General features: G+C 60.3%; 22 protein-coding genes and 1 pseudogene. 10 read left to right on the top strand and 13 right to left on the bottom strand.

Features of this window, described 5'->3' with window-relative positions:
- Positions 1–109 precede the first annotated feature (109 nt).
- Genes UCMB321_RS16755 through UCMB321_RS16745 form a run of 3 tightly spaced genes read left to right on the top strand, consistent with a single transcriptional unit; the run spans position 110 to position 3,667 of the window.
- Complete coding sequence (locus UCMB321_RS16755) at positions 110–1,975, top strand: sensor histidine kinase (RefSeq protein WP_040068832.1); 1,866 nt, start codon at positions 110–112, stop codon at positions 1,973–1,975.
- 4 nt (positions 1,976–1,979) lie between these two features.
- Complete coding sequence (locus tag UCMB321_RS16750; RefSeq protein ID WP_040068830.1) at positions 1,980–3,218, top strand: porin; 1,239 nt, start codon at positions 1,980–1,982, stop codon at positions 3,216–3,218.
- A gap of 11 nt (positions 3,219–3,229) precedes the next feature.
- Positions 3,230–3,667, top strand: coding sequence for a type 2 periplasmic-binding domain-containing protein (locus UCMB321_RS16745; protein ID WP_084615079.1), 438 nt, complete (start codon positions 3,230–3,232; stop codon positions 3,665–3,667).
- 1 nt (position 3,668) lies between these two features.
- On the opposite strand, the gene UCMB321_RS16740 is transcribed toward UCMB321_RS16745, so the two are convergent.
- The 9 genes and pseudogenes from UCMB321_RS16740 to glnH all read right to left on the bottom strand — a co-directional run bounded on the left by UCMB321_RS16740 (position 3,669) and on the right by glnH (position 12,082).
- Positions 3,669–6,041, bottom strand: coding sequence for a bifunctional diguanylate cyclase/phosphodiesterase (locus tag UCMB321_RS16740; protein ID WP_040068826.1), 2,373 nt, complete (start codon positions 6,039–6,041; stop codon positions 3,669–3,671).
- A 248-nt stretch (positions 6,042–6,289) separates the two neighbouring features.
- Positions 6,290–7,000 carry an SDR family NAD(P)-dependent oxidoreductase gene (locus tag UCMB321_RS16735; RefSeq protein WP_040068824.1) on the bottom strand — a complete coding sequence of 237 codons (711 nt, stop codon included), beginning with the start codon at positions 6,998–7,000 and terminating at the stop codon, positions 6,290–6,292.
- Positions 7,001–7,043: 43 nt separating this feature from the next.
- A pseudogene (locus UCMB321_RS16730) lies at positions 7,044–7,576 on the bottom strand (DsbA family oxidoreductase).
- Positions 7,573–7,788, bottom strand: a complete 216-nt coding sequence (locus tag UCMB321_RS16725; protein ID WP_040068822.1) for a tautomerase family protein — start codon at positions 7,786–7,788, stop codon at positions 7,573–7,575. Before UCMB321_RS16725 ends, UCMB321_RS16730 begins: the two are co-directional and overlap by 4 nt.
- A gap of 168 nt (positions 7,789–7,956) precedes the next feature.
- Positions 7,957–8,862 (bottom strand): MurR/RpiR family transcriptional regulator, encoded by a 906-nt coding sequence (locus UCMB321_RS16720; RefSeq protein ID WP_040068821.1) that lies wholly within the window; start codon positions 8,860–8,862, stop codon positions 7,957–7,959.
- Between the two features lie 13 nt (positions 8,863–8,875).
- Positions 8,876–9,919: an acyl-CoA--6-aminopenicillanic acid acyl-transferase gene (locus UCMB321_RS16715; protein ID WP_040068820.1), complete on the bottom strand. Its 1,044-nt coding sequence runs from the start codon at positions 9,917–9,919 to the stop codon at positions 8,876–8,878.
- 10 nt (positions 9,920–9,929) lie between these two features.
- Positions 9,930–10,652, bottom strand: a complete 723-nt coding sequence (gene glnQ / locus UCMB321_RS16710; RefSeq protein WP_040068819.1) for a glutamine ABC transporter ATP-binding protein GlnQ — start codon at positions 10,650–10,652, stop codon at positions 9,930–9,932.
- Entirely contained in the window at positions 10,649–11,305 is a 657-nt protein-coding gene (gene glnP, locus UCMB321_RS16705; RefSeq protein ID WP_040068815.1) for a glutamine ABC transporter permease GlnP, read from the bottom strand. Before glnP ends, glnQ begins: the two co-directional genes overlap by 4 nt.
- A gap of 33 nt (positions 11,306–11,338) precedes the next feature.
- Positions 11,339–12,082 carry a glutamine ABC transporter substrate-binding protein GlnH gene (gene glnH / locus UCMB321_RS16700; RefSeq protein WP_040068813.1) on the bottom strand — a complete coding sequence of 248 codons (744 nt, stop codon included), beginning with the start codon at positions 12,080–12,082 and terminating at the stop codon, positions 11,339–11,341.
- 346 nt (positions 12,083–12,428) lie between these two features.
- Here glnH and UCMB321_RS16695 point away from each other — a divergent pair, with 346 nt between their 5' ends.
- Both UCMB321_RS16695 and UCMB321_RS16690 read left to right on the top strand, forming a co-directional pair.
- Positions 12,429–13,757 carry an aspartate aminotransferase family protein gene (locus UCMB321_RS16695; RefSeq protein WP_040068811.1) on the top strand — a complete coding sequence of 443 codons (1,329 nt, stop codon included), beginning with the start codon at positions 12,429–12,431 and terminating at the stop codon, positions 13,755–13,757.
- 12 nt (positions 13,758–13,769) lie between these two features.
- On the top strand, positions 13,770–14,333 hold the full coding sequence (locus tag UCMB321_RS16690) for a carboxymuconolactone decarboxylase family protein (RefSeq protein ID WP_040068809.1): 564 nt from the start codon (positions 13,770–13,772) through the stop codon (positions 14,331–14,333).
- Between the two features lie 16 nt (positions 14,334–14,349).
- Here the strand turns inward: UCMB321_RS16690 and UCMB321_RS16685 are convergent, their stop codons facing one another.
- A complete protein-coding gene (locus tag UCMB321_RS16685) occupies positions 14,350–15,045 on the bottom strand; it encodes a tRNA (adenine(22)-N(1))-methyltransferase (protein ID WP_040069026.1) in 696 nt (231 codons plus the stop codon).
- Between the two features lie 179 nt (positions 15,046–15,224).
- Entirely contained in the window at positions 15,225–16,256 is a 1,032-nt protein-coding gene (gene ahr / locus UCMB321_RS16680; RefSeq protein WP_040068808.1) for an NADPH-dependent aldehyde reductase Ahr, read from the bottom strand.
- Between the two features lie 254 nt (positions 16,257–16,510).
- On the opposite strand from ahr, the gene UCMB321_RS16675 reads away from it, so the two are divergent.
- The 3 genes from UCMB321_RS16675 (at position 16,511) to UCMB321_RS16665 (ending at position 18,372) form a co-directional block, all read left to right on the top strand.
- Entirely contained in the window at positions 16,511–16,801 is a 291-nt protein-coding gene (locus UCMB321_RS16675; RefSeq protein ID WP_040068806.1) for a hypothetical protein, read from the top strand.
- A gap of 72 nt (positions 16,802–16,873) precedes the next feature.
- Positions 16,874–17,623, top strand: coding sequence for a substrate-binding periplasmic protein (locus UCMB321_RS16670; RefSeq protein WP_040068802.1), 750 nt, complete (start codon positions 16,874–16,876; stop codon positions 17,621–17,623).
- Between the two features lie 125 nt (positions 17,624–17,748).
- On the top strand, positions 17,749–18,372 hold the full coding sequence (locus tag UCMB321_RS16665) for a glutathione S-transferase family protein (RefSeq protein WP_040068800.1): 624 nt from the start codon (positions 17,749–17,751) through the stop codon (positions 18,370–18,372).
- 29 nt (positions 18,373–18,401) lie between these two features.
- Here UCMB321_RS16665 and UCMB321_RS16660 read toward each other — a convergent pair whose 3' ends face one another.
- On the bottom strand, positions 18,402–19,142 hold the full coding sequence (locus tag UCMB321_RS16660) for a Mut7-C RNAse domain-containing protein (protein ID WP_040068797.1): 741 nt from the start codon (positions 19,140–19,142) through the stop codon (positions 18,402–18,404).
- A gap of 74 nt (positions 19,143–19,216) precedes the next feature.
- Positions 19,217–20,110 carry a LysR family transcriptional regulator gene (locus tag UCMB321_RS16655; RefSeq protein ID WP_052451276.1) on the bottom strand — a complete coding sequence of 298 codons (894 nt, stop codon included), beginning with the start codon at positions 20,108–20,110 and terminating at the stop codon, positions 19,217–19,219.
- Between the two features lie 195 nt (positions 20,111–20,305).
- Between UCMB321_RS16655 and UCMB321_RS16650 the strand changes: the two genes are divergently transcribed.
- Positions 20,306–20,755, top strand: coding sequence for a GFA family protein (locus UCMB321_RS16650; RefSeq protein ID WP_040068795.1), 450 nt, complete (start codon positions 20,306–20,308; stop codon positions 20,753–20,755).
- 109 nt (positions 20,756–20,864) lie between these two features.
- On the top strand, positions 20,865–22,049 hold the full coding sequence (locus tag UCMB321_RS16645; protein WP_040068793.1) for a lysozyme inhibitor LprI family protein: 1,185 nt from the start codon (positions 20,865–20,867) through the stop codon (positions 22,047–22,049).
- Positions 22,050–22,070: the final 21 nt, after the last annotated feature.

Below are 22,070 nucleotides of genomic sequence, written 5' to 3'. Positions count from 1 at the left end.
TTATCTCTTTCGCACGGACGCTACAAGGAGAACCAGTCGTCTCCTTGGGCCATGACATCCGGCGGATGCCCGCTAGCCTAGAGTGTTGGTACAACGCAGGGAGCACACGATGTCGATCCAACGGCCAGATGGACTGAGGTCGGCCCCGGCTATCGCAAAGTCCGCGGAGGTCCTTTCCAAGGCCACGAGCGGTCTCTTTCGGCATGGACTGGAGCAGGTCAAGGAAGCCTACATCCTGTTTCCCTTGTTGGCCGCGCTCCTGCTGCTGGTCATCTGGACGACGACGCTGTACCTCATCAACAGCGAACTGACCCGTGCGCAGCACAGTGCCGCCATGGCCAGCCTGGAGATCGGCGCCACCTACGAAGCGCAGATGCTGCGCGCCGTTCACGAAATCGATCAAACCCTCAAGCTGGTCAAATACATCTATGAGGCCGAGGGTGAGCCCAATCCGCTCCCCCGGCTCAAGGAGCGGGCGTTGTTGCCGCCGGCCCTGCTGTTTGACGTGAGTGTGGTCAACCCGGAGGGCGGACTTGTGGCGGGCATCCGGGCGACGGGAAACGCCTCTGACTCGGATGAACTGCAGACGCTGCGGCACGACGATACGCTGTCGATCAGTCGCCCCTGGAAAAATCCGCTGACAGGGGAATGGCGATTGCGTTTCAGTCGTCGCCTCAATGCGGCGAATGGCACGTTTTCGGGCATCGCCAGGGTCGAGGTCGATGCCGCCTATTTCGTCAGCAGTTATGACGCCTCGAAACTCGGCGACCAGGGCGTACTCGCACTCCTGGGAACCGATGGCATCTTCCGGGTGCGGCGCACCGGGGAGTCGGTGCTGGCCGGCGATTCCGTCGACTACGCGGCCCTGGTTCCCGATACCGAGGACACCCGGGCGCTGCTCTCGGCCAACGGCTGGGACGGCGTGCGCCGCTACACCAGTGCCCGTCAGCTCTATGACCTGCCCCTGGCGGTGATTGTCGGGTTATCCGAAGAAGAGCAACTGGCCGCCGTGACCCGGCAAGCGCACACCTACCTGTGGCGGGCCGCGGCGGGCAGCCTGCTGTTGGTGCTGCTGGTCGGCCTGCTGAGCCGGATGAGCTGGCAACTGGCGCAAAGTCGCTTGCGCACCGCCGAAGCCCAGGCCCAGCTCGTCGCGATCGCCCGTCAGGCCGGCATGGCCGAAATCGCGACCAACGTGCTGCATAACGTGGGCAATGTCCTCAATAGCGTGAATGTCTCCGCCGAAGTCATTACCCGCAAACTGCGCAACAGCAAGGCCCTGGGACTCGGTAAAGCGGTGCAGCTGATGAACCAGCATGCCGCGGACCTGGGCCACTTCATCTCCCTTGACGAGAAAGGCAAGCTGCTGCCGGCCTATCTGAGTCAGTTGGTGGATGCTTTGGCGGTCGAACAGAAGAGCATGGTCGACGAACTTGAGCAATTGACCAAAAGCGTCGATCACATCAAGGAAATCGTTGCGGCGCAGCAGTCCTATTCAGGCGCCTCCAGTCTCTGCGAGGCCGTGCAGGTCCAGCAGTTGATAGAGGATGCGGTGCGTATGAACGCCAGCCTCATTGCGGCCCGTCAGATCACCGTGGTGAAGGAGTTTGCCGACACGCCCTTGTTGCAACTGGACAAGCACCGTGTGCTGATGATCCTGGTCAACCTGATTAAAAATGCCGGCAGTGCGATGGACAACAAGCCGGATCGCCAGCCGCTGATCACTCTGCATACCGAGATGATGCCGGAGCATACCTTGGTGATCAGGGTGATCGACAATGGCGAGGGTATTGCCGCGGAGAACCTGACGCGAATCTTTGCCCATGGCTTCACCACGCGCAAGGATGGCCATGGCTTCGGTTTGCACAGTTGCGTCCTGGCCGCCATGGAGATGGGCGGTGCGTTGAAGGCCCAAAGCGACGGACCGGGACAGGGTGCGATCTTCACCCTGGAACTGCCCATCAAGGACTGTTGATCCTATGACGCCAAGACTCAACAGGCTGGCGCTGGCGGTGATGACCTTGTATGCCGGCGCCGTCGACGCCGACGATTCCACCCCGTCCATGTTTTCACTGAGCAGTTTTGGCACCGTAGGTATCGTTCATTCCAGCGAGAAAAATGCCGACTTCACCTCCAGCATCTATAAGCCCAACGGTGCCGGCCACACCCGCAACTGGGATGCCGATGTCGACAGTCTGGTCGGTGCACAGCTGACGGCCAATTTCACCTCGCAGCTCTCGGCCGTGGTGCAGGTCATCTCGGAGCAGCGTTATGACGACAGCTACCGTCCCGGCCTCGAATGGGCGAACTTCAAGTATCAGTTCACCCCCGATTTCAGTATGCGTGTCGGGCGCACGGTGCAGCCGGCTTTCCTGTTCTCCGATAGCCGCAAGGTGGGTTACACCCTGCCATGGGTACGTCCGCCGGGGGAGGTCTATAGCATGGTGCCCGTCACCAGTACCGATGGCATGGACCTCAGCTACCGGTTGCACTTTGGCGATCTCACCAACACCGTGCAGGGCAATTACGGTCAGAGCGAGCCGCGGCTGCCCCATAACACGGGGAAAACGCTGGCCAGGGACTCGTGGGGCGTATCCAACCTGACCGAATACGGCGCCCTGACCACCCGCGTCACCTACCAGCAGACCCGCTTGACCGTAGAGTCCTTCAACCCACTGTTCGACAGCTTCAGAGCGTTCGGCGAGGAGGGCAATGCCATCGCGGATCGCTACGACAGTAATGGCAAGCGCTTTGAGTTCGTCGGTGTGGGGGCTATCTATGACCCGGGCAAGTGGTTCGCCATGGGCGAATGGGGGCGTCTCGACAGCCATTCGGTCATCGGCACGCTAAGCGCCTGGTATCTCAGCGCCGGCTACAGGATGGATGCGTTCACGCCTTATGTCACCTATGCGCGGTCCAGGACGCTCAGCGAAACGTCCTCCGCGGGTTTGACCACATCGGCTTTACCGCCAGACTTGGTGGGGGCGGCGACAGGCCTCAACGGCGCACTCAATACCATCCTGGCATCGAGTAGCAGCCAGCAAACCCTGTCCGTGGGCGTACGTTGGGATTTCACGAAAAATATGGACGCCAAGCTGCAGTATGACCACACTCGTTTAGGCAGCAGCGCAAGCGGCCCGTTGATCAACCTTCAGCCGGGCTTCGAGCCGGGCGGCACCTTCAGCCTGCTTAGTCTCGCTGTCGATTTTGTCTTCTGATGAGGCCGATCATGCGGTTTCTCAAACGTACTGGATGCGCGATGGCAGGGGTCGTTCTGTACGTCGGCAGCACGCTCGTCATGGCTGATGTGGTGGTGGTCGTCGCCACTGCCAGTCCGGTGAAGGCGCTGGCGAGCAATCAGGTGGCGGATATTTTCCTGGGCAAGGCCAATCGCTTTCCCAGCGGTGCACAGGCCGTTCCGATCGATCAGCCCGAAGGCTCCGTGACCCGCGATGAGTTCTATACCAAGTTCACCGGCAAATCCGCCGCGCAACTCAAGGCTCACTGGTCGAAGATCATTTTCACCGGCAGGGGCCAGCCTCCGGAAACGGTTTCAAATAGCGCGGAAGTCAAAAGACATATCGCCGAGAACCCCAATACCATCGGCTATATCGAGGCGCGAGAAGTGGATGGCAGCGTCAGGGTGGTCCCCGCCGACCCGCAATGAGTTAGCTGTCCCTGGTTGGACGGGCCGTCTGCGCTTGCAGCAATACCTTGAACTGATCGGCCGGGACCGGCTTGTTGAAGTAAAACCCCTGGAATTCGTCACAGGCGTTGTCACGCAGGAAATCGGCTTGCTCCTTGGTTTCCACGCCCTGGGCGACCACGGTCAGGCTGAGGGTCCTGCCCATCGTAATGATGGCCTCGGTCAAGGCTTTATCCTCCGTCGCGTTGGCGACATCACGGATGAACGAGCGATCGATCTTGATTGCATCGAGCGGGAACTGCTTGAGTGCCGAGAGCGAAGAGTAACCCGTACCGAAATCGTCGATGGCAATCCGGACGTTCAGTTTTTTCAGCCCGGTCAACACCTGTAGCGCTTTTTTGACGTCTTGCATGAGCAGGCTCTCGGCGATCTCCAGTTCCAGCAAACGGGCATCCATGCCGGTGTCCGCCAGTATCGTGGCGAGGTCGGTCAGTAGATGCTCATCGACAAACTGACGAGCCGTCAGGTTCACCGCGATACCCAGGTGCGGCAGCCCCTGCTGCTGCCAGGCGACGTTCTGCAGGCAGGCCGTCCTGAGTACCCACTTGCCGATGGGCACGATCAAGCCGGTTTCCTCGGCGACGGGGATGAATTGCATGGGGGCCACCAGCCCCAGGTCGGGGTGTTCCCAGCGCAAGAGGGCTTCCATGCCGGTGATCTGGCCGCTGCGGATATCTCGCTTGGCCTGATAGTGCAGCCGGAACTCATTGCGTTCCAACGCATGGCGCAAGCCGATTTCCAGCGTCTGCCGTTCCAGCGACTCGGCGTTCAGTTTCTCGGAGTAGAACTGGAAGTTGTTTTTACCGCGCTGCTTGGCCTGGTACATCGCGATATCGGCGTTTTTCTTCAGTGTCTGTTCGTCCAGGCCATCCTGCGCAAAGATGCTGATGCCGATGCTGGCGGTGACCCGGAATTCTTTCCCGCGCAGGTTGAACGGCCTGGCCACCGCGGAAAGGATTTTCTGGGCGGTGGTCGCGACATACGTGTCCTCGGACAGCTCCGGCAGCAATATCACGAATTCGTCGCCGCCCAGTCGGGCGACGGTATCACTGGCCCGCACGCACGCCTTGAGGCGGACCGCGACCTCTTGCAGCAACTGGTCGCCGGCATCGTGACCAAGGGTGTCGTTGATTTGTTTGAAGCGGTCGAGGTCGAGGAAAAGCACCGCCAGTTGCCGGTGATAACGGCTGGCTTCCTGGATGTTCTGGATCAACAGCTTGCTGAACAGGCTTCGATTGGGCAGCGCCGTGAGACCGTCGTGATAGGCGAGATACTCAACGCGCTCGGCATAGGCCACTTTGGCTTCGGCGGCCTGCAAGCGGCTTTGCGCCAGCTGCCAGCTCATCCGGCTCAGCAGGCCGACCAGCAACACCAGCAGCAGGCTGCCCGTTGCGGCCCGCCACAGGTAGGTATGCGCTTGCCGGGTCACGGCGGCCAGTTGTTCCTCTTCGGATAACCCGACAATCACCGCGAGGGGGAAGTCATAGAGCTGGCGGGCGCTGGTGTAGCGGCGCACGCCATCCCAGCTATTGGTCAACAGCAGCGCCTGGGTGTCCTCGGTGTCAGGCACCAAGGCCGCGTAATCGACGGAGTCGCCAGCCAGCACCGACTCCCCGGTGCGCTGTACCCGGAAGAGGCCATCGGTTCCCAACAGTCCGAGTACACCCTGGTCGCCGAGTTTCGAGGCGTCGTAACTGCTGACGAAATAGGCCGCATCGACCTCGACCCTGACGATGCCCGAAAACGTGCCATTCGCCGCATTGAGGCGACGACTGAAGCGCAATCGCCATTCCCCCGTGAGCGGGTCTTTCCAGGGGCGACTGATCGACAGCGTATCGTTGTGTCGCAGCGTCTGCAGTTCATCCGGGTCGCTGATATTGCCCGTCTCGCTTGCCCGGGTGCTTGCCACCAGTCCTCCGTCCGGGCTGACCACGCTGACGTCAAACAGCAGCGGTGGCGGCAATAACGCGCGTTCCTTGAGCCGGGGGAGGGGATTGCGCTCACCCTCGGCCTCATAGGCGTATTTGACCAGCTTGAGGGTTTGATCGATTTCACGAACGGCGCGCAGCATCTGTGCTTCGTAGGTGGCACCGATCTCCAGGCTGACCGTGGCGGCGTTGCGTTGAGCCCGAGTCTGTTCGAGTCTGATGAAGTAGAGGGTGGCCGACCAGATGGCCAGCAACAGCAGAACGGCCGATAGCGGGAATAAGAGGTAGGCTTCCTTTATATGCTCGCGCACATAGCGAAAGAGGCTGCCCGTGGCCTCGGCAGTGGCGTCTACGGACTTTGCGATACCGGGAGCCGATCTCAGTCCATTTGCCCCGTGGATCGACATACTGTGCTCCCTGCGTTGTAGCAATACTCTAGGTTGGCGGGCATCCGCCGGGGTGATGGCTCAAGAGAGCGGCTGCCGCTCCTTGTGGCGTCCCTGCGAAAGAGAGGATCAACCGATCCGCTGGAAACTATAGACCACAAACCGTACCCACCCCACGCCATGATGCAGTTGGATCCGCGGGTGTTGACCGCGCAGGCGAAAACGCCCCGAACCATCAAGGCCGGGGCGTTGCTCTTCAGCTGAAGCGTTTAGTGCCCGGCGCTCTGCCCGCCGTCCACATGCAGGATCTCACCGGTCACGAATCCGGCGGACTCTAGGTAGACAATGGCCTGGGCGATATCGCTGATTTCCCCCATCCGCCCAACCGGATGCAAGCGCCCCAGTGCCTCATGGGTTTCTTCAGCGTGCATCGGCGTCTTGATGATCCCGGGGCTGACCGCATTGACCCGGATCCCACGCTTGGCGTACTCGATGGCCAGGGACTTGGTCGCCGAATTGAGCCCACCCTTGGTCAGCGATGCCAGCACCGATGGCACGCCTTCCACCGCATGATCCACCAGGCTGGTGGTGACGTTGACGATATGGCCTTTGCCATGTTTCTCCATCTCGGTAATCGCCAGCTGGGTGATATAGAAGAAACCATTCAGGTTCACCGCCAGCACGTTGGTGTAGTCCTCATGGGTGTAGGCGGTGAACGGCTTGGCGAGGAACACGCCGGCGTTGTTGATCAGGCTGTCGATGCGACCGAAACGGGCCACGCCTTCACGGATGACGCGCTCGGCGGTGGCCGGGTCGGCGATGTCGCCGGCGACGGTGAGGATGTCCGGGTCGCTGGACGCCTGGATCGAGCGGGAGGTGGCGACCACCCGGTAATCGAGGTCGCGGAAGGCCTTGACCACCGCCGCGCCGATACCTTGGGAAGCGCCGGTGATCACAACGACTTTTTTTGCATTGCTCATGATGAAACCTCTACGGAAAGTAAGGGGAGTAGGGCGCGATCAATCAAGCCGCGGCTATTTCCCGCAGCATCTGTTCGTAGTATTCGACCGATTGCGAACCGGACACCAGGTGGCGGTCGTTGAGGATCATGGCCGGTACCGAGTTGATCCCACGTTCGCGGTAGAACCCTTCAAGTTCACGGACCTCCTCGGCAAACGCACCAGACGCCAGCACTTCACGGGCCCGGGCAGCCTCCAGTCCCGCTTCGGCCGCCAGACGTACCAGGGTTTCGCGGTCGCTCGGGTTCTGGCCGTCGCTGAAGTAGGCGCGCAGCAAGGCTTTCTTCAGCTCGATCTGCCTGCCTTCCTGCAAGGCTCAGAGCAACAGCCGATGGGCATCAAAGGTGTTGTAGAAATGGCTGCGCTTTTCCAGGTCGAACTGAAAACCAATGGCCCGACCACGACCCATCAACATCTGCTTGCCGGTGGCGACTTCCCCGGCCAGGTTGGCGATCGCCTGCTCCAGGGCCGTTACGCCCAGGCGCACCAGGGGCAGACCACATCGGAGATGAAGTCGAGCTTGACGGGCGCGCTCATGATGGCTTTTCCGCCAACTGCTTGCGGTATTGGGTCGTGGTGATGCCGGAGTAACCCCAGTTATCGGTATCGACTTCCTCGATCACGATGTGGGTCTGGTCCGGGCGTTTGTTGAGGACCCGTTGCAGGGTTTCGGTGATTTCGGCAATGACCTGGGCTTTCTGCTCCGAGGTAACGCCATCGCGGGTAATGCGTACGCTGACAAAAGGCATGACAACTCTCCAGTGGCTTGCCCATCGGCATGGTGGGCAGACAGTGGAGTCAATGTATCAGGCCGGTCTTGAGGGATAAAGATGGGGTGGAGAACATCATTGATGACGTGATGTAATGAGTTGGGCCGGCCGTTTTGTGCTTCACCAGTGGGGGTATGACGGGAGGTGTCAGAGCGAGGCGTTAAGCTCGCTGATAAGGGTTTCCCGATATTTCAGGGCCGAGACCGAATCTTCGCCCAGATGACTGGCGACAGCGCTCAGGAGTCCTTGGGCCAACAACATGAACGCGCACATGCTGTTGCTGTAGAACAGGCTGTGATTGGGAACATAGAAACTATGGAGTGCTGCCTTCGCCAGCGGCGAGCTTGCCGAATCCGTCAGGGCAATGACTTTCACACCATGTCGGGCGGCCACTTCGGCGGTGGCTATCACACTGGGGGTATAGGGGAAGCAGCTTGCAACCACCAGCACATCGCCCTCATCCAGTTGCGCCAGGGCATCGGCAACCCCCTGTCGACTGCTGTCCAGCGCCGAAACGTCGGGACGCAACATGCCCAGGCCGTAGGACATGAACAGCGCCAGGGAGTTGAACTGGCGCATGCCGTGTACGCGAACCCTCTTTGCGGTCGATAGCAAGTCGATCGTTTTTAAAAAGACCGTTGGATCAACCTGCTCGATCATGCTGGCGATATTGGCGCTTTCCTGTCGGCCCAGTCGGGTCAGCTGGTTCATGGTGTCCATGTCGCTGGTATTCACGACCAGGCGCGAAGCCTGGTCGCTGTAGAAGTGCTTGCCTTCAGTGATCTCGCGACGAAAGACATCCTGCAGCTTGCTGAAGCCGCCATACCCAAGGCGCTGTGCCAGCCTTGACAGGGTGGAGGCATTGACGGCCAATTGCTGCGCCAACTCGCTGATGGAGGAGACTGCCGTCCGTTGCGGTGATTCGATCAGTGCCATCAGTACACGCCGGGAGCTGCTGCCCAAGGCGATGTCCACTTCGCGACGCTCAATGGCATCCAGCAGTTGCTTCAAGCCGGTGACGGTATCGGGCAATACTTCATTGGGCTTGGTCATTGAGAAAGTCCATTCACGAGTGGAAAGCGGGAACCACGCCCTCGACGTCCGGGGCGTCGGTTTCCCGACGGATGTAAACCCGCCATTCTACAGTGCTTGCCCCTATGGAGAAGAGGGCCGTCGCCAAGGTATTTTCATCGTCGGGATCGTCGGCGGCACAGCGGTAGACCGGTAGATCCCTGTCCGACTCATCGCGCAGGATGGCCAAGGCCTTTTCAGGCGAGAGGGCGGTGGTTGATCGGTTCAAGTACTGGTCGACGCGGTGTTGGCGTGCCGATGAGCTGCCTGTGATGCGCTGCGGGACCTGACTGAGTGGTTCGCCGATCAGATGGTTCGAATGACCTGCTGGCTGCTCGATCTCGATGACAGCGACCCCTTCGGCTGTTGCTTCCACGCTCACCAGGCGGGTACTGCCCAACTGCCCGAACGTATGATGGAAGGCCCCCGCGCGCCCCGGCTGCGATACCACCGCCAGTGCCTCGTCGAGGGTGGTTGCATCGAGTGTCGCGCGTCCAAGAATCTGCCTGGGCATACCCACTGGAATAGTGGCGGGGCGGATGTTGTTGACCGTCGCGACCAGGCCTCTTTCGTTCACTGCGAATGTGTGGCCCGGTATCGAACCGGGATACACGAAGCTTGTAAATGCCAGGCCCGTGTCGGGGCTCGTACTGAGGATTGCGCAATGGCCTCGCAGTTGTGGCAAGCCGTCTTCGTTGTGGGCGATCAGGCTGCCACCTGGGGTAGGGCAAAAGACGGTGGTACAGCCATCCACGCTGGACGGGTTGACGAAATCGCCACGACAATTCCAGAGAAAGACTTCCTCCACCGGTAATTGCAGGCCGGCGGCCAGCCCCTCGATTTCCTGCCAATAGCTCGGGAACGCTGTCTGCACCAGGCCGCGCATCCGGATTGCAGTGGGGGTGCCGACCAGATCGGCCAGGTGGCGCCAAAGTGCATGGGGGCGCAGGTGATTCTCTACCGCGGTCCTGCCGAACACACCCAGGCCGTATCCGATTTCGTAGTTGCTGCCGGCAAGATTCAGTCGAGCTAAAGACATGGTGGCCTCTTCAGGATACGTGCTGGAGAAACTCTCGCAGGCGAGAGCTGGGTGGATTGGCGATGAGTTCGGCAGGCGGGCCGTCCTCTGCTATCCGCCCCTTGTCGATGAAGATCAGCCGGGTGGCCACCTTGCGCGCGAAGTCCACTTCATGGGTCACGATCACCATGGTCATGCCTTCTTCGGCCAGGGCTTTCATCACCGTCAGTACCTCGTGGCGCAACTCCGGGTCGAGCGCTGAGGTCGGCTCGTCGAACAGCATCATTTTCGGTTTGACTGCCAGCGCCCGGGCGATCGCAACGCGTTGCTGCTGACCTCCGGACAGTTCGGAAGGGAAATGGTTGGCGCGATCTGCCAGCCCGACCTTGGCGAGCAACTCGCGGGCGAGTCTTTCGGCCTCGGCCTTGCTGGCGCCGCGGACCCGGATCGGACCGAATGCGACATTTTGCAGCGCGGTCATCTGCGGAAAAAGATGGAACTGCTGAAACACCATGCCCGCTTCCTGGCGAATCAGTCGTTCATCCACCTTCGGATCGTTGACCACCAGGCCGTCCACGGTCAGCTGGCCGGAGGTGACGTCCTCGAGCTTGTTGATACAGCGCAACAGGGTGGATTTTCCCGACCCCGAGGGGCCGATGATGACCACCACCTCACCGCAGGCAATGTTCAGGTTGATGTCATGCAGTACCTGGGTGCTGCCAAAGTGCTTGGAAACGCCTTTGAACTCGATCATAGGATTTTCAACCTCGATTCCATGCGTCGCAGGACATGGCTCAGTACCAGGGTAATGATCAAATAGATGATGGCCACCGCCGACCAGATTTCCATGGCCCTGAAGTTGCCGGCAATGATTTCCTGGCCTTGGCGAGTCAGCTCGGCAACGCCGATCACGATAAACAGTGAGGTGTCCTTGATGCTGACGATCCACTGGTTGCCCAGGGCCGGGATCATTCGGCGGAAGGCCAGCGGTGCGATGACGTAGCGCAAGGTGTCGCGTTTTGACAGGCCCAGCGCGAGGCCGGCTTCACGGAAGCCGCGATTGATCGAAAGCACGGCGCCACGGGTGATCTCTGCGATATAGGCACCGGAGTTGAACATGATGGTGACCACTGCGGCGCTGAACGGATCGATGCGCACCGGGATCATCAGGGGCAGGGCGAAGTAGATGAACATGACCTGCACCATGATCGGGGTGCCACGAATCAGTTCGATGAAAACCAGTGCGAGCCGGCTGCTGATAAAGTCGCCGTAGGCGCGGGCAAAGCCCGCGACTACGCCGATGACTGCGCCACCCAACAACCCCAGGACCGAAATCCACAGTGTCAGCTTGGCACCTTCCAGCAGAACAGGCAGCGCATCCCAGATAGCGCTCCATTGGAAATCCATGGTCAAGAACTCTCTGTCTGAAGGCGAGGGTGATTACTGAGGATCGGTGCCGAACCATTTGCGATAGATCTGCGCGTAGGTGCCGTTCTCGCTGATTTTCTTCAGCGCGGCATTCACCGGTTCACGCAGCTCGCTGCCTTTGGGAAAGGCGATGCCGTACTGCTGGGCCATCATTTGCTGGCCGACGGCTTTGACCTGGCCCTCGCCTGCGGTCTTGATGTAGTACAGGACGTTTGGCGTGTCGTGCATCGCAGCGTCCACACGACCGGTCCTGAGTTCCAGGTAGGCGTTGTCGATGTTCGGGAACTGACGGAGGTCCTGGGCCTTCAGATTGGCCTTTGCATAATCCGCGGCGGAGGTGCCGCTCTTGACCGCTAGGGTTTTGCCCGCAATGTCCGCCTCACCCTTGATGCTGTCATTGTCGCTTTTGACCATCAGCAGGAAACCGCTGTTGTAGTAGCCATCCGAGAAATCGATGGCTTTCTTGCGTTCTTCCTTGATGGTGATACCGGCCAGCGCAACGTCGACGTTGTGGGTTTGCAGGGCAGGAATGATCCCATTGAAATCCATGGGCTTGAGCTGATAGCTCAGACCCATTTCCTTGGCGATTGCCGCCCACAGGTCGATGTCGAAGCCGACGTATTCATTGCCCTGCTTGAACTCGAACGGCACGAAGGCGGTGTCGGTCGCGACCAGCAGCTCTTTGCCGGCGGCGAAGGAATGGGAGGCGCAAGTGAGCAGCAGGGCAGCCAGAGAGGCCTTTAGCAGTCTTTTCATTGGTTTTTCCTCATTTCACTGTGATGCGCTGGCCGCAGAGGCTGAGCGCGTGGATACCGGCAGTTTTTGCGACAGGGAAACCCGTACCTACATCTGTTTTTATTAGAAACCCGGCTACCCACGAGGAACGAGGGTGCACGAAAATGACGCCTTTGTGCAAAATACACCTGCATATTTGAATTGTGCAATAAAAAAATGCATTTCTGGTTTTCAGTAGAATGCCCTGTTTATTGGGCAATCCTCCGTTTCCCCCCATGGATCTAGCCGAAGGCTGCAAAAAAATTGGCAAATAAGCGTTGCATTTGAATTTTGTGCAATTATTATTTGCAAAAAATCAGGAGGGATCATGAGCCACGTATTTCACCGCAGCCTTACGCAGCGTTACCCGACGGCCGTCAAAGGTGATGGCCCCTACCTGATCGATAGCAACGGGCGCCGCTATCTGGACGCCTGTGGCGGCGCCGCCGTTTCGTGTCTGGGTCACAGTGATCCGCACGTGATTGAAGCTATTCGCCAGCAGGTCGGACAGTTGGCCTATGCGCACACGTCATTCTTCACCACGGATGTCATGGAGGAGCTCGCCGATTTTCTGGTGGCGCGCGCGCCGGAAGGCATCGAATCGGTGTATTTCGTCTCAGGCGGTTCGGAAGGAGTGGAAGCGGCGCTGAAACTGGCCCGGCAATACTTCATCGAAATCGGTCAACCACAGCGCAAACACCTGATCGCGCGTCGTCAGAGCTATCACGGCAATACCCTTGGCGCCCTGGCCACGGGCGGCAATGAAGGGCGGCGCAAGCAGTTCGAGCCGCTGCTGATCGACGTCAGCCATGTCAGCCCTTGTTATGCCTATCGTGAACAACTTGCCGGCGAAACTGCGCCAGCCATGGGCCTGCGTCTGGCGGCAGAACTTGAGGCGGAAATTCTGCGGTTGGGCGCCGAAAACGTCATGGCCTTCGTCGCCGAGCCGGTGGTCGGCGCGACGCTGGGCGCAGTGACCGCGGTGCCCGGTTATTTCAAGGCCATTCGCGAGGTGTGCGACCGGTACGGTGTGCTGTTGATCCTTGATGAAGTGATGTGCGGCATGGGCCGTACCGGTACCTTGTTTGCGGCTGAACAGGAGGGTATCAGTGCCGATCTGATCATCATTGCCAAAGGCCTGGGCGCCGGTTACCAACCCATTGGTGCGACGCTGGTGAGCAAGAAAATCCGTGACGCGATTGCCCAGGGCTCGGGCTTTTTCCAGCACGGACACACCTATATCGGTCACGCCACGGCGTGTGCCGCGGCACTTGCCGTGCAGAAAGTCATCGAAGGGCAGGGCTTGCTGGCGCGGGTCAATGTGCTGGGCCGTGGTCTGCAAGATCGCCTGGTCGAGTTGCTGGGAACGCACTCGAATGTCGGTGATATCCGAGGGCGCGGTCTGTTCCAGGGCATTGAGCTGGTGGCAGATCGAGCCACCAAGCAACCTTTCGATCCAGCACTTAAACTCCACGCGAAAATCAAGCAAGCCGCCATGGCTGAAGGCCTCATGTGCTACCCGATGGGGGGCACGGTCGATGGGCAGTACGGCGATCACATCCTTCTGGCGCCGCCATTCATTGTCGACGATAGCCACCTGGACGAGATCGCAAGCAAGTTGCTCAAGGCTATCAACCGTACGCTGTCAGGGCTTTAAGGAGTTTCAGATATGGTCATCCAATCACGCCTTGGCCCTCTGACCGAAGATCAGATGGACGACGCTCAGCGGGCGGTTCTCAAGGACATTCTGAGTGGCCCGCGCGGCAATCTCGACGGTCCATTCCTGGCCTGGATTCACAGTCCCGAACTTGCCAGTCGTGCACAGCAGCTCGGCGCATTCTGTCGCTATGGCACTCGCCTGGATCCGCGCTTGACCGAGCTGGCGATCCTCGTCACTGCGGCTTGGTGGCAGTCCCAGGCCGAGTGGCAGATCCACGAGCCCATTGCCCGCGAGGCCGGTATTTCCGACAGTGTCATAAGGGCCCTGCGCAAACAGGTTGTACCTGAGTTCCAGCACGACGACGAACGGATCGTTTATCGCATCGGCAAGGCGCTCTATAAGCACCGTCGTGTTGATGAGACGTTGTACACCGAAGCCGTTGATGCCTTTGGCGAGGCTGCGGTGGTCGAGCTGATCGGTGTCTTCGGCTACTACGCACTGGTGGCGATGACACTCAATGTCTTTGCGGTTCGGCGAGATACCGACTCGCCACTGCCATTCCCCGAACCGTAGCGCTGGCTCAAGGGGCTCAGGCCAACAGTTCGCTGATCCAGCGTGCTTGCCGGGCGATGTCCTGCACCTTTTCCTCGGGCACGGCCTGCCGCGCCCGGGCGAAGTGGGTCAGGGTCCGCTGCTTCTGGCGCAGCCTGCGTTGCCACTTGAGCAGGAACGCCGGGCTGCGTGCCTGCATCTGCAGCGGGCCGAAGTACAGCTCCTCGGCGGTGTACATCACCGGCCCGGCGCGCTCGGCGATGATGATTTCGTAGTCGAAGCGGTTTTCCCGCAGCACTTCCTCGCAGAGGATGCGATAGCCGTTTTCCATCAGCCATTGGCGCAGTGGCTGCTCGCCGCCGTTGGGCTGCAGGATCAGGCGCTCCTGGCCGCTCAGACGTGCCTTGCCGCTGTCGAGGATGTCGCGGATCGTCTCGCCGCCCATGCCACAGAGGCTGATCGCCGTGATCCCGTCTTCAGGTTCGATCGCTGCCAGACCGTTGGCCAGGCGCACGCTGATCCGCTGGTCGAGGCCGTTCTCGCGCACGGTGCGTTCGGCCGAGCGGAACGGTGTCAGTGCCACTTCGCCGGCCACCGCCGCCGCGATGGCGCCACGGCGCATCAACGCCACCGGCAGGTAGCCGTGATCCGAGCCGATATCGGCCAGGCGCGCACCGGCTGGCACATGCGCCGCCACGCGTTCCAGGCGCATGGACAATGTCTGTTCGTTCAACTGCAGCCCCTTTTCACCACGAGCGTCCGGCACCTTTGGCCGGATCGGGGCGCGACTCTATCGAGCTACGGCGTGCATTTCAAATGCCTGCGACCGGGGTCATGGCTCGATTCGTATCCAAGGGGGCTGTAATAGCAGCAGTTGAAGGCGCGCGCGGTGTTACCCGGCGCGCCAGTCTGTCATTTGCTGGCGTCCAGCACGACGCGGTAACGGGCCTTGCCACTGCGCAGGCGATCGACGGCTTCGTTGACCCGGCTCATGGGAAAGTGCTCGACCTGCGGCAGAATCTGATGACGGGCGCAAAATTCCAGCATGGTCGCCGTGGTGCTGGGTGAGCCCACCGGCGAGGCGGACAAACTCTTCTGTTGGAGAAGCAGGTCGAACACGTGCACGGGAATAGCACCAGGCACGGCGCCCACAAGGTGCAGGCGGCCCTTGCCGCGCAGTGTACCGAGCATGGCCGACCAGTCGAGGTCGGCATTGGCAGTCACCAGGAGAAAATCCAGGGTGCCGGCAATGGACTTGAGGGCGTGACTGTCGGTAGAGGCGACTACCTTGTGTGCGCCCAGTTTCCTGGCTTCGTCCGCCTTGCTCAACGACGAAGTAAAGGCCGTGACTTCGCAACCCCAGGCGTTGAGGAAGCGCAGTGCCAGGTGACCGAGGCCGCCGATTCCCACCACACCGACCCGGTCGGTGGGCTTGACGCCGAACTCCACCAGTGGGTTGAACACTGTCGAGCCTGCGCAGAACAGTGGTCCGGCCATGGCCGGATCGAGACTGTTGGGTATCGGAAGAGCCCAGGCCCAGTGCGAGCGCAGTCGGTCGGCGAAGCCTCCGTTGCTGCCGACTATGGTGGGTTGGGCGGTGCCGCATAGCTGGTGGGAGCCTTCGACACACGAGGAGCAATGCATGCAGCTGCCCTTGTACCAACCAATGCCGACCCGTTGCCCGACTTCGAGATTGCGTACCTGTGCGCCTACCCGCACGATACTGCCGACCACCTCGTGGCCGGGGATGAAGGGGTAATGGCTGAGTCCCCATTCGTTATCGATCATCGACTGGTCGGAGTGGCAGACGCCGCAATACTCCACGGCGACTTCCACTTCCTCTTCACCCAAAGGGCCGGGATCGTAGCTATAGCGCTCCAGCGGAGCGCCGGCCGCCGTTGCGGCCCAGCCGGTGAAGGAAGTGAGTTCGGTGTTATCGCTCATTGGATACCTCCAGGTCAGGAGACAGGGTTCTGGCACCTCAGGTGCCGCGGCGCAGCCAAGGGAGTGTAGCGTATCGCTTGCCGTTGTTTCGGTTACCGCTAGCCTGGGGCCAATAGTGGCCGGTGGTCGTTGTATTTCGCTTGTCGCCGGCGTTTGGCTAAGCTGAATAGATCGGGGGGAAGTGAAACCTGAGTGATAGCGGCCATCAGCGGATCTGGATTGGCATCAAGACGGTACTCCCGAAGGAGACGACCATGTATGCGGTGATAAGAACCTACCTGGGTGTTGGAGCACGGCAGCTTTTCGAGTTTTTGGAAGAACGCAATGCCGACATCGAAGCGACCCTGCGGACAGTGCCTGGCCTCGTCAGCTACACACTGCTCAATACGGGTGATGGCGGCACGTCGGTGACGGTTTGCACGGACAAGACCGGCAGCGATGCGAGCTTGAAAGTCGCGCGCGACTGGATTCAGAAGAATGCCTCGCATATCCGCGCGAACCCGCCGATCGTAACGGAAGGTCCGGTCATTGTGCAGATCAAATAGCGTGCCGTTCTGATTGATTTCACGACACAATCAGATCCACCCTTGATCACCACAGCCCACCAGGCAGGACACGTGAAGCATTCGATATTTACTGTAGCGCTGCTCTGTCTATTGCTCGGCTCTCCCGTCAGGGCCGAGCAGTATCAGGTCGTTACTGAAGAGTGGGCACCGTACAACTACCTGGAGAACAATCAGCTCACCGGCATGTCCACGGAGATCGTTCGGGGCATCATGGCGCTGACCGGGGATAACTTCGAGGTGGTGCTGCTGCCCAGTATGCGAGGCATCCGCGAATCGAAGACCCGGCCCAAGACCATCATTTATTCCCTATTCCGCACGGCGGAGCGCGAACCGTTATACAAGTGGGTCGGACCGATCGTTGAGGAGTCCATTTACCCCTATCAGTTAGCCAATGCGCAGCCGCCGGTGAATTCCCTGGAGCAACTGCTGCACGCCCCACGGATCACGACGAGACAGGCCGGCCTGATCCCCGACATTCTGCAGGCGCGGGGCTTCAACAACCTCCAGAGAATTGCAACCGAGAGCCGGCAGCTCTATCGCCTGCTGCTGGCCGGGCGCACCGACATCATCGTAGGCGACACCGCGGCGGGGGTGGCCTACTACAGTCGACAGTTGAACATCGCCCCCGGCACGCTGCGGCAGATTCCCGTCGAGATCTATCGCTCATCGCTGTACATCGCCTTCAGTCGCGACTGTGATGACAAACTGGTCGCCGCCTGGGCCGACGCCCTGGAGCAACTGCGCCACTCGGGCGAACTGGCGCGCATCCAGGATCGGTACAGTCAACGTATCGGGCAATGAATACACGTATTCTTGTTCAGCGTCCCAAGGACTGCTATCGGCCAAAGCAGAAGCTGGACAACCCGCCCTACAAGGCGATAGCGTCAGTCGATCAGACCCACCCTCCTGAGCGATGAGGACATGGAATGTTGCGTATATTGGGTAAGGCATCGTCGATCAACGTACGAAAGGTACTCTGGGCCTGCGTCGAGATTGGCATTCCCTTTGAACGGGAAGATTGGGGGACGGGTTTCAGGTCGACGCAGACACCTGAATTCCTGGCGCTGAATCCCAACGCGATGGTGCCGGTCATTCAGGACGATGACTTCATTCTTTGGGAGTCAAACTCGATCATTCGCTACCTGGCGTCTCGTTACAACGGCGCTCACCTTTACCCGACTGAAGCGAGAGCCAAAGCGCGGGTGGATCAATGGATCGATTGGCAAGCGTCAGATCTCAACAAGTCGTGGAGTTATGCCTTCATGTCGCTGGTCAGGCATTCGCCTGAGCATCAGGACAGCCAAGCATTGGCCGCCGCGTGCAGCAACTGGTCGAGGCATATGGAGATCCTCGATCGACAGCTGGACTCAACCGGGGCCTACGTCAGCGGCGACGAGTTTTCTCTGGCGGACGTGCCGATCGGCCTGTCGGTTAATCGGTGGTTCGAAACACCGCTTGCTCATCCGAATCTTCCGGCCGTGAGCGACTATTACGAACGCTTGAGTCGTCGACCGGGCTACCGCCTGTACGGAAGAAACGGGACGCCATGACGTAGAGTTTCAGGGGGCTGAACGCTCGGCTATCGGTCCAGCAGAGGTGCCAGCAGTGCACACATGCCGCGCCAGTGCGAACCCTCCCAGTAAACCCGTTGGCAGGTGTCGCAGCGCAGGAAGTGCGAATAGAGGGCGCTGACGCGCGGCGGCACCAGCGGCCGGGCCAGTTCCGGGCTGATCTCGTGCAGCGGCAGGTTGCAATGAAGGCACAGGCTGAAGGGCCGCGCGCTACGTGCCAGGTCGAGGCGCTCGTACAATTCGCGCAGCTGCAGCGACGGTTTCAGGGCATGCACGTAACAGCCGTGGCTGATGATCTTGCGCTTGAGCAGTTCGCGGTCGCGGGTTAGCACGATGCGTCCTTGCTGCGAAGCGATCTCGGCGATCTGGCCATCCTCGAAGCCATTGTCGTAGAGGGTGTCGAAGCCGCTCATGCGCAGCAGGCTGGCCAGCCCGCCAAGGTGCGCATCAGCGACGAAGCGCAGCACCCGTAAAGGTTGCGCACGAACCTTGAGCAGTGGGCTGATGTCCAGCGCTTCGAACTTGGGATACACCGCCAGCCGGTCATTGTCGAAGATCACCCGCTCGAAGCCCACCGACTCGCCGTTGAGCAGCACCAACTCGACCTCGGTGTGCGGTATCCCGAGCGCCTCGATCATGTGCTTGACCGTCGCCCCTCGCGCGCACTCGCAAGTGAAGGACTGCCGCCGCCGTTCGGCCGGCAGGAAATCGTTAAGCTCCTCGTAGAAGCGGAAGGTTGCGCTGGTCATGCTGAACAGTATGGCAGGGCTGCAGTATGAGCGAGGCTAGTCGGCCGAAAGTCGCCGCTCAACAGTAACCTTTATCAGCGATCCGCCAGAAAACGCGACAGTGATTGCGCCAACGCATCGAACACCAGCGCGATACGTCGTACTCGCCGTAGGTCGTGGTGCATGGCGATCCAGACATCTACACGGAAATCGACCTGTTCCGGCAGCACCCGCACCAGCCCATGGCGGCGCGCCAACTGGCTCGAACACACGCCGATTCCCAACCCGGCCCTGAGCGCCGCAAACTGGGCCAGATGGTCATCAGTGCGAATGACTGCGTGTTCCGACGTGCAGAGGAAACCCTGTTGCCCCAGAAACGCCACTTCCGCCAGGTTGCGATCAGGGCCGATCAGTGGATAGTGACTCAATTCGCTTGCATGGTGGGGTACGCCGCTCTGCGCAAGCAGTTCCGCAGTCGCGTACAGGCCTATGTGCAAATCCCCCACATGGCGCGTGACCACGGCCGCCTCGGTAGGACGACGAATACGCACCGCCACATCGGACTCCTGCAACGCCAGGGCCTCCAGGCGGTTCGAGACGCTGAGCTCAAGGGTCAATTGTGGCTGGGCCGTGCGAATCTCGCGCAGCATCGAAGGAAGCACCTCAACGCCAAGCAACTGGCTGCTGGTGACGCGCACCGTCCCCCCAGGCACGCTCGCTTCGGCAGACGCGGCACGGGTGAACGCCTCGGCGGCCAAGGCCATGGATTCAACGTGGCCGATCAGCTCTCTAGCCGTATCGGTGGGCATCAATCCCGACGGGGAGCGGACAAACAGGCTCATCCCGACGCTGTGCTCAAGTGCATCTATACGGCGCCTTGCAGTGGCCTGCGCGATGCCCAACGCGCGCGCGGCAGCAGAAAGACTACCGGTTCGAAGGACAGCCAGGAAAACCCGCTGGGTTTCCCATTGGAGCTGTGGGGCGTTCATACATTTCCTATGAGCAGATAAGCAGGTTTGATCAGTTTTAATCAGGTCGACACTCGCGCATGCTTTACCGAAATCAACACCCCCATCAAGTGCCCTGTCGCGCCAACAAGAGACTTGACTCATGAGCCTTGCCGGTGGATGCCGCTGTGGCGCCGTATCTTATCGCTCGATGACCGACACTGAAACGAGGTCTCCATGAACAACCAGACACCCCATGCCACCGGTACCTGCCGTTGCGGACAAGTGACCTTTGAAACCCATTGCGGACCTGTTATCACCAGCGCATGCCACTGCGTGGGCTGCCAGAAAATGTCCTCGAGCGCATTCTCCCTGACCGCGCTTTTCCCGGCCGAAGGCTTCGTGATCACACAGGGCATCCCGGTCATCGGCGGCCTGCATGGCACGACCCGGCATTTCTTCTGCCCATATTGCCTGACCTGGCTGTTCACTCGCCCTGCCGGAAACGAGGCGTACATTGGTGTGCGCAGCAGCCTGCTGGACAACCCGGAGCATTACGCCCCATTCATGGAAACCTGGACCCGTGAAAAATTATCGTGGGCTAATACGGGGGCACTCGTCAGTTACGAGGCTTTTCCTGAGCCGCAAGATTATCCCGCGCTAATGGCTCAGTTTTCGCAACGCTGACGGTTGCGCAGAGGTGTGCTGAGTTTCAGCGAGCTGAACGGCCGATAGACTTGGAATCAGCGGTCTTGGCACAATGCGCACCTGGAAAGGAACTCACCCAAGGAACCCCATGGCCCGCCCCGTACAGCCCCTGCGTTCACTATTGTTGCTTGCCGGATTGCTGTTGAGTGTGGGCACACCCGCAGTGGCGGCATCCTTCGATTGTCAGAAAGCGTCGACAACGGTGGAGCGGGCCATCTGTGCCAGTCCCGAATTGAGCGAGCTGGACGGCACTCTCGGTGCACACTACAGCAGGGCAATAGCGAAGCTGGCACCTGATCAGCGCGATGCTTTGCGCAGTGGCCAACGTGCCTGGTTGCAAACTCGCAACGCCTGCGCCGCTGACCTGGACAAACTGACGGCTTGCCTGCAACCGGTGCTGAGCCAGCGGGTGATCGAGGTGGGCAAGCTGACCCAGCCGGACACGGCGGCCCTGGACGCGATTATCGCCAGCATTCCCTACCACCCGGCTGAGGCGGCACAAGGGCTGAGGCATTATCCGAGCAGTGAGTTAGCCGCGGCCTGGCTGGTTTATCTGCATCGTTTTGAGCCGGCCAGCGGGGTGACGAAAGAGGAGGCCGAAAAGAACCGTCAACAGGTACTCAAGGTATTGGCTGACGACGACTTTCCGCGCTCGGTGTTCAGCGACCTGGAGAATGATCAGTCGGTGAGTCGCGACCGAGTTGAACTGACGTTGCTGCGCATGATGATCGAGCGGGCAGAGTACGCGTTATTCGCTGACCAGCGCGCCTATGTCCACTGCTTTATTTTCTCGCGCCAGGGCGAGGCCGCCTACGACGCCTTTGGCCCGCTCTACGGTTCTACTCGCGACACTTTTGCACCGATCTGCGTCCCTCAGGGCAACCTGTTCGAGCAACGTCCCTGGAAGCAACTGAGCAGCAGCTTTGACGAGGTGGTGTCTGCGGCGAGCGAGAATGCCGGCACCATCCGCTTTGCCAGCTATGCCGACTGGCACTTGATGGCGCTGCGAGCTACGACGTCTCCCCGAGACTTTCTCAAGGCGCCGGCCGCACAGGCGGATGATCCCGAACAGATCGTGCGTGATTGGGCCGACGACAAGTCCTGGCCGAAAAAGCAGCGTCAGCAGGCCCTGGCTGCGGTCGAGCCCGCCCGACAGGTGACCAGCACCTGGTTGCAGCACGAGCGCGGTTTATCGGCGGGCGAGGCGCAACAGGCTGCGCGGGAGATCGTTCGGCAATGGATGAGCCAGCGCCTGGATTTCATCGGCGAGTAAGCCCCGCTGTTCCCCTGCCTC

This window comes from Pseudomonas batumici (assembly GCF_000820515.1).
In the GTDB taxonomy this organism is placed as follows: Bacteria; Pseudomonadota; Gammaproteobacteria; order Pseudomonadales; family Pseudomonadaceae; genus Aquipseudomonas; species Aquipseudomonas batumici.
The sequence above is the reverse complement of the archived record's forward strand: the minus strand, read 5'-3'. Positions and strand labels throughout refer to the sequence as shown.

Coding starts and splice junctions, on each gene's coding strand:
- UCMB321_RS16695 (WP_040068811.1), top strand. CDS start 12,429: ATGAGCCACGTATTTCACCGCAGCCTTACGCAGCGTTACCCGACGGCC.
- UCMB321_RS16675 (WP_040068806.1), top strand. CDS start 16,511: ATGTATGCGGTGATAAGAACCTACCTGGGTGTTGGAGCACGGCAGCTT.
- UCMB321_RS16660 (WP_040068797.1), bottom strand. CDS start 19,142: ATGACCAGCGCAACCTTCCGCTTCTACGAGGAGCTTAACGATTTCCTG.
- UCMB321_RS16740 (WP_040068826.1), bottom strand. CDS start 6,041: ATGTCGATCCACGGGGCAAATGGACTGAGATCGGCTCCCGGTATCGCA.
- glnP (WP_040068815.1), bottom strand. CDS start 11,305: ATGGATTTCCAATGGAGCGCTATCTGGGATGCGCTGCCTGTTCTGCTG.
- UCMB321_RS16735 (WP_040068824.1), bottom strand. CDS start 7,000: ATGAGCAATGCAAAAAAAGTCGTTGTGATCACCGGCGCTTCCCAAGGT.
- glnQ (WP_040068819.1), bottom strand. CDS start 10,652: ATGATCGAGTTCAAAGGCGTTTCCAAGCACTTTGGCAGCACCCAGGTA.
- UCMB321_RS16650 (WP_040068795.1), top strand. CDS start 20,306: ATGAACAACCAGACACCCCATGCCACCGGTACCTGCCGTTGCGGACAA.
- UCMB321_RS16690 (WP_040068809.1), top strand. CDS start 13,770: ATGGTCATCCAATCACGCCTTGGCCCTCTGACCGAAGATCAGATGGAC.
- UCMB321_RS16725 (WP_040068822.1), bottom strand. CDS start 7,788: ATGCCTTTTGTCAGCGTACGCATTACCCGCGATGGCGTTACCTCGGAG.
- UCMB321_RS16745 (WP_084615079.1), top strand. CDS start 3,230: ATGCGGTTTCTCAAACGTACTGGATGCGCGATGGCAGGGGTCGTTCTG.
- UCMB321_RS16645 (WP_040068793.1), top strand. CDS start 20,865: ATGGCCCGCCCCGTACAGCCCCTGCGTTCACTATTGTTGCTTGCCGGA.
- UCMB321_RS16720 (WP_040068821.1), bottom strand. CDS start 8,862: ATGACCAAGCCCAATGAAGTATTGCCCGATACCGTCACCGGCTTGAAG.
- glnH (WP_040068813.1), bottom strand. CDS start 12,082: ATGAAAAGACTGCTAAAGGCCTCTCTGGCTGCCCTGCTGCTCACTTGC.
- UCMB321_RS16715 (WP_040068820.1), bottom strand. CDS start 9,919: ATGTCTTTAGCTCGACTGAATCTTGCCGGCAGCAACTACGAAATCGGA.
- UCMB321_RS16750 (WP_040068830.1), top strand. CDS start 1,980: ATGACGCCAAGACTCAACAGGCTGGCGCTGGCGGTGATGACCTTGTAT.
- UCMB321_RS16755 (WP_040068832.1), top strand. CDS start 110: ATGTCGATCCAACGGCCAGATGGACTGAGGTCGGCCCCGGCTATCGCA.
- UCMB321_RS16665 (WP_040068800.1), top strand. CDS start 17,749: ATGTTGCGTATATTGGGTAAGGCATCGTCGATCAACGTACGAAAGGTA.
- UCMB321_RS16655 (WP_052451276.1), bottom strand. CDS start 20,110: ATGAACGCCCCACAGCTCCAATGGGAAACCCAGCGGGTTTTCCTGGCT.
- ahr (WP_040068808.1), bottom strand. CDS start 16,256: ATGAGCGATAACACCGAACTCACTTCCTTCACCGGCTGGGCCGCAACG.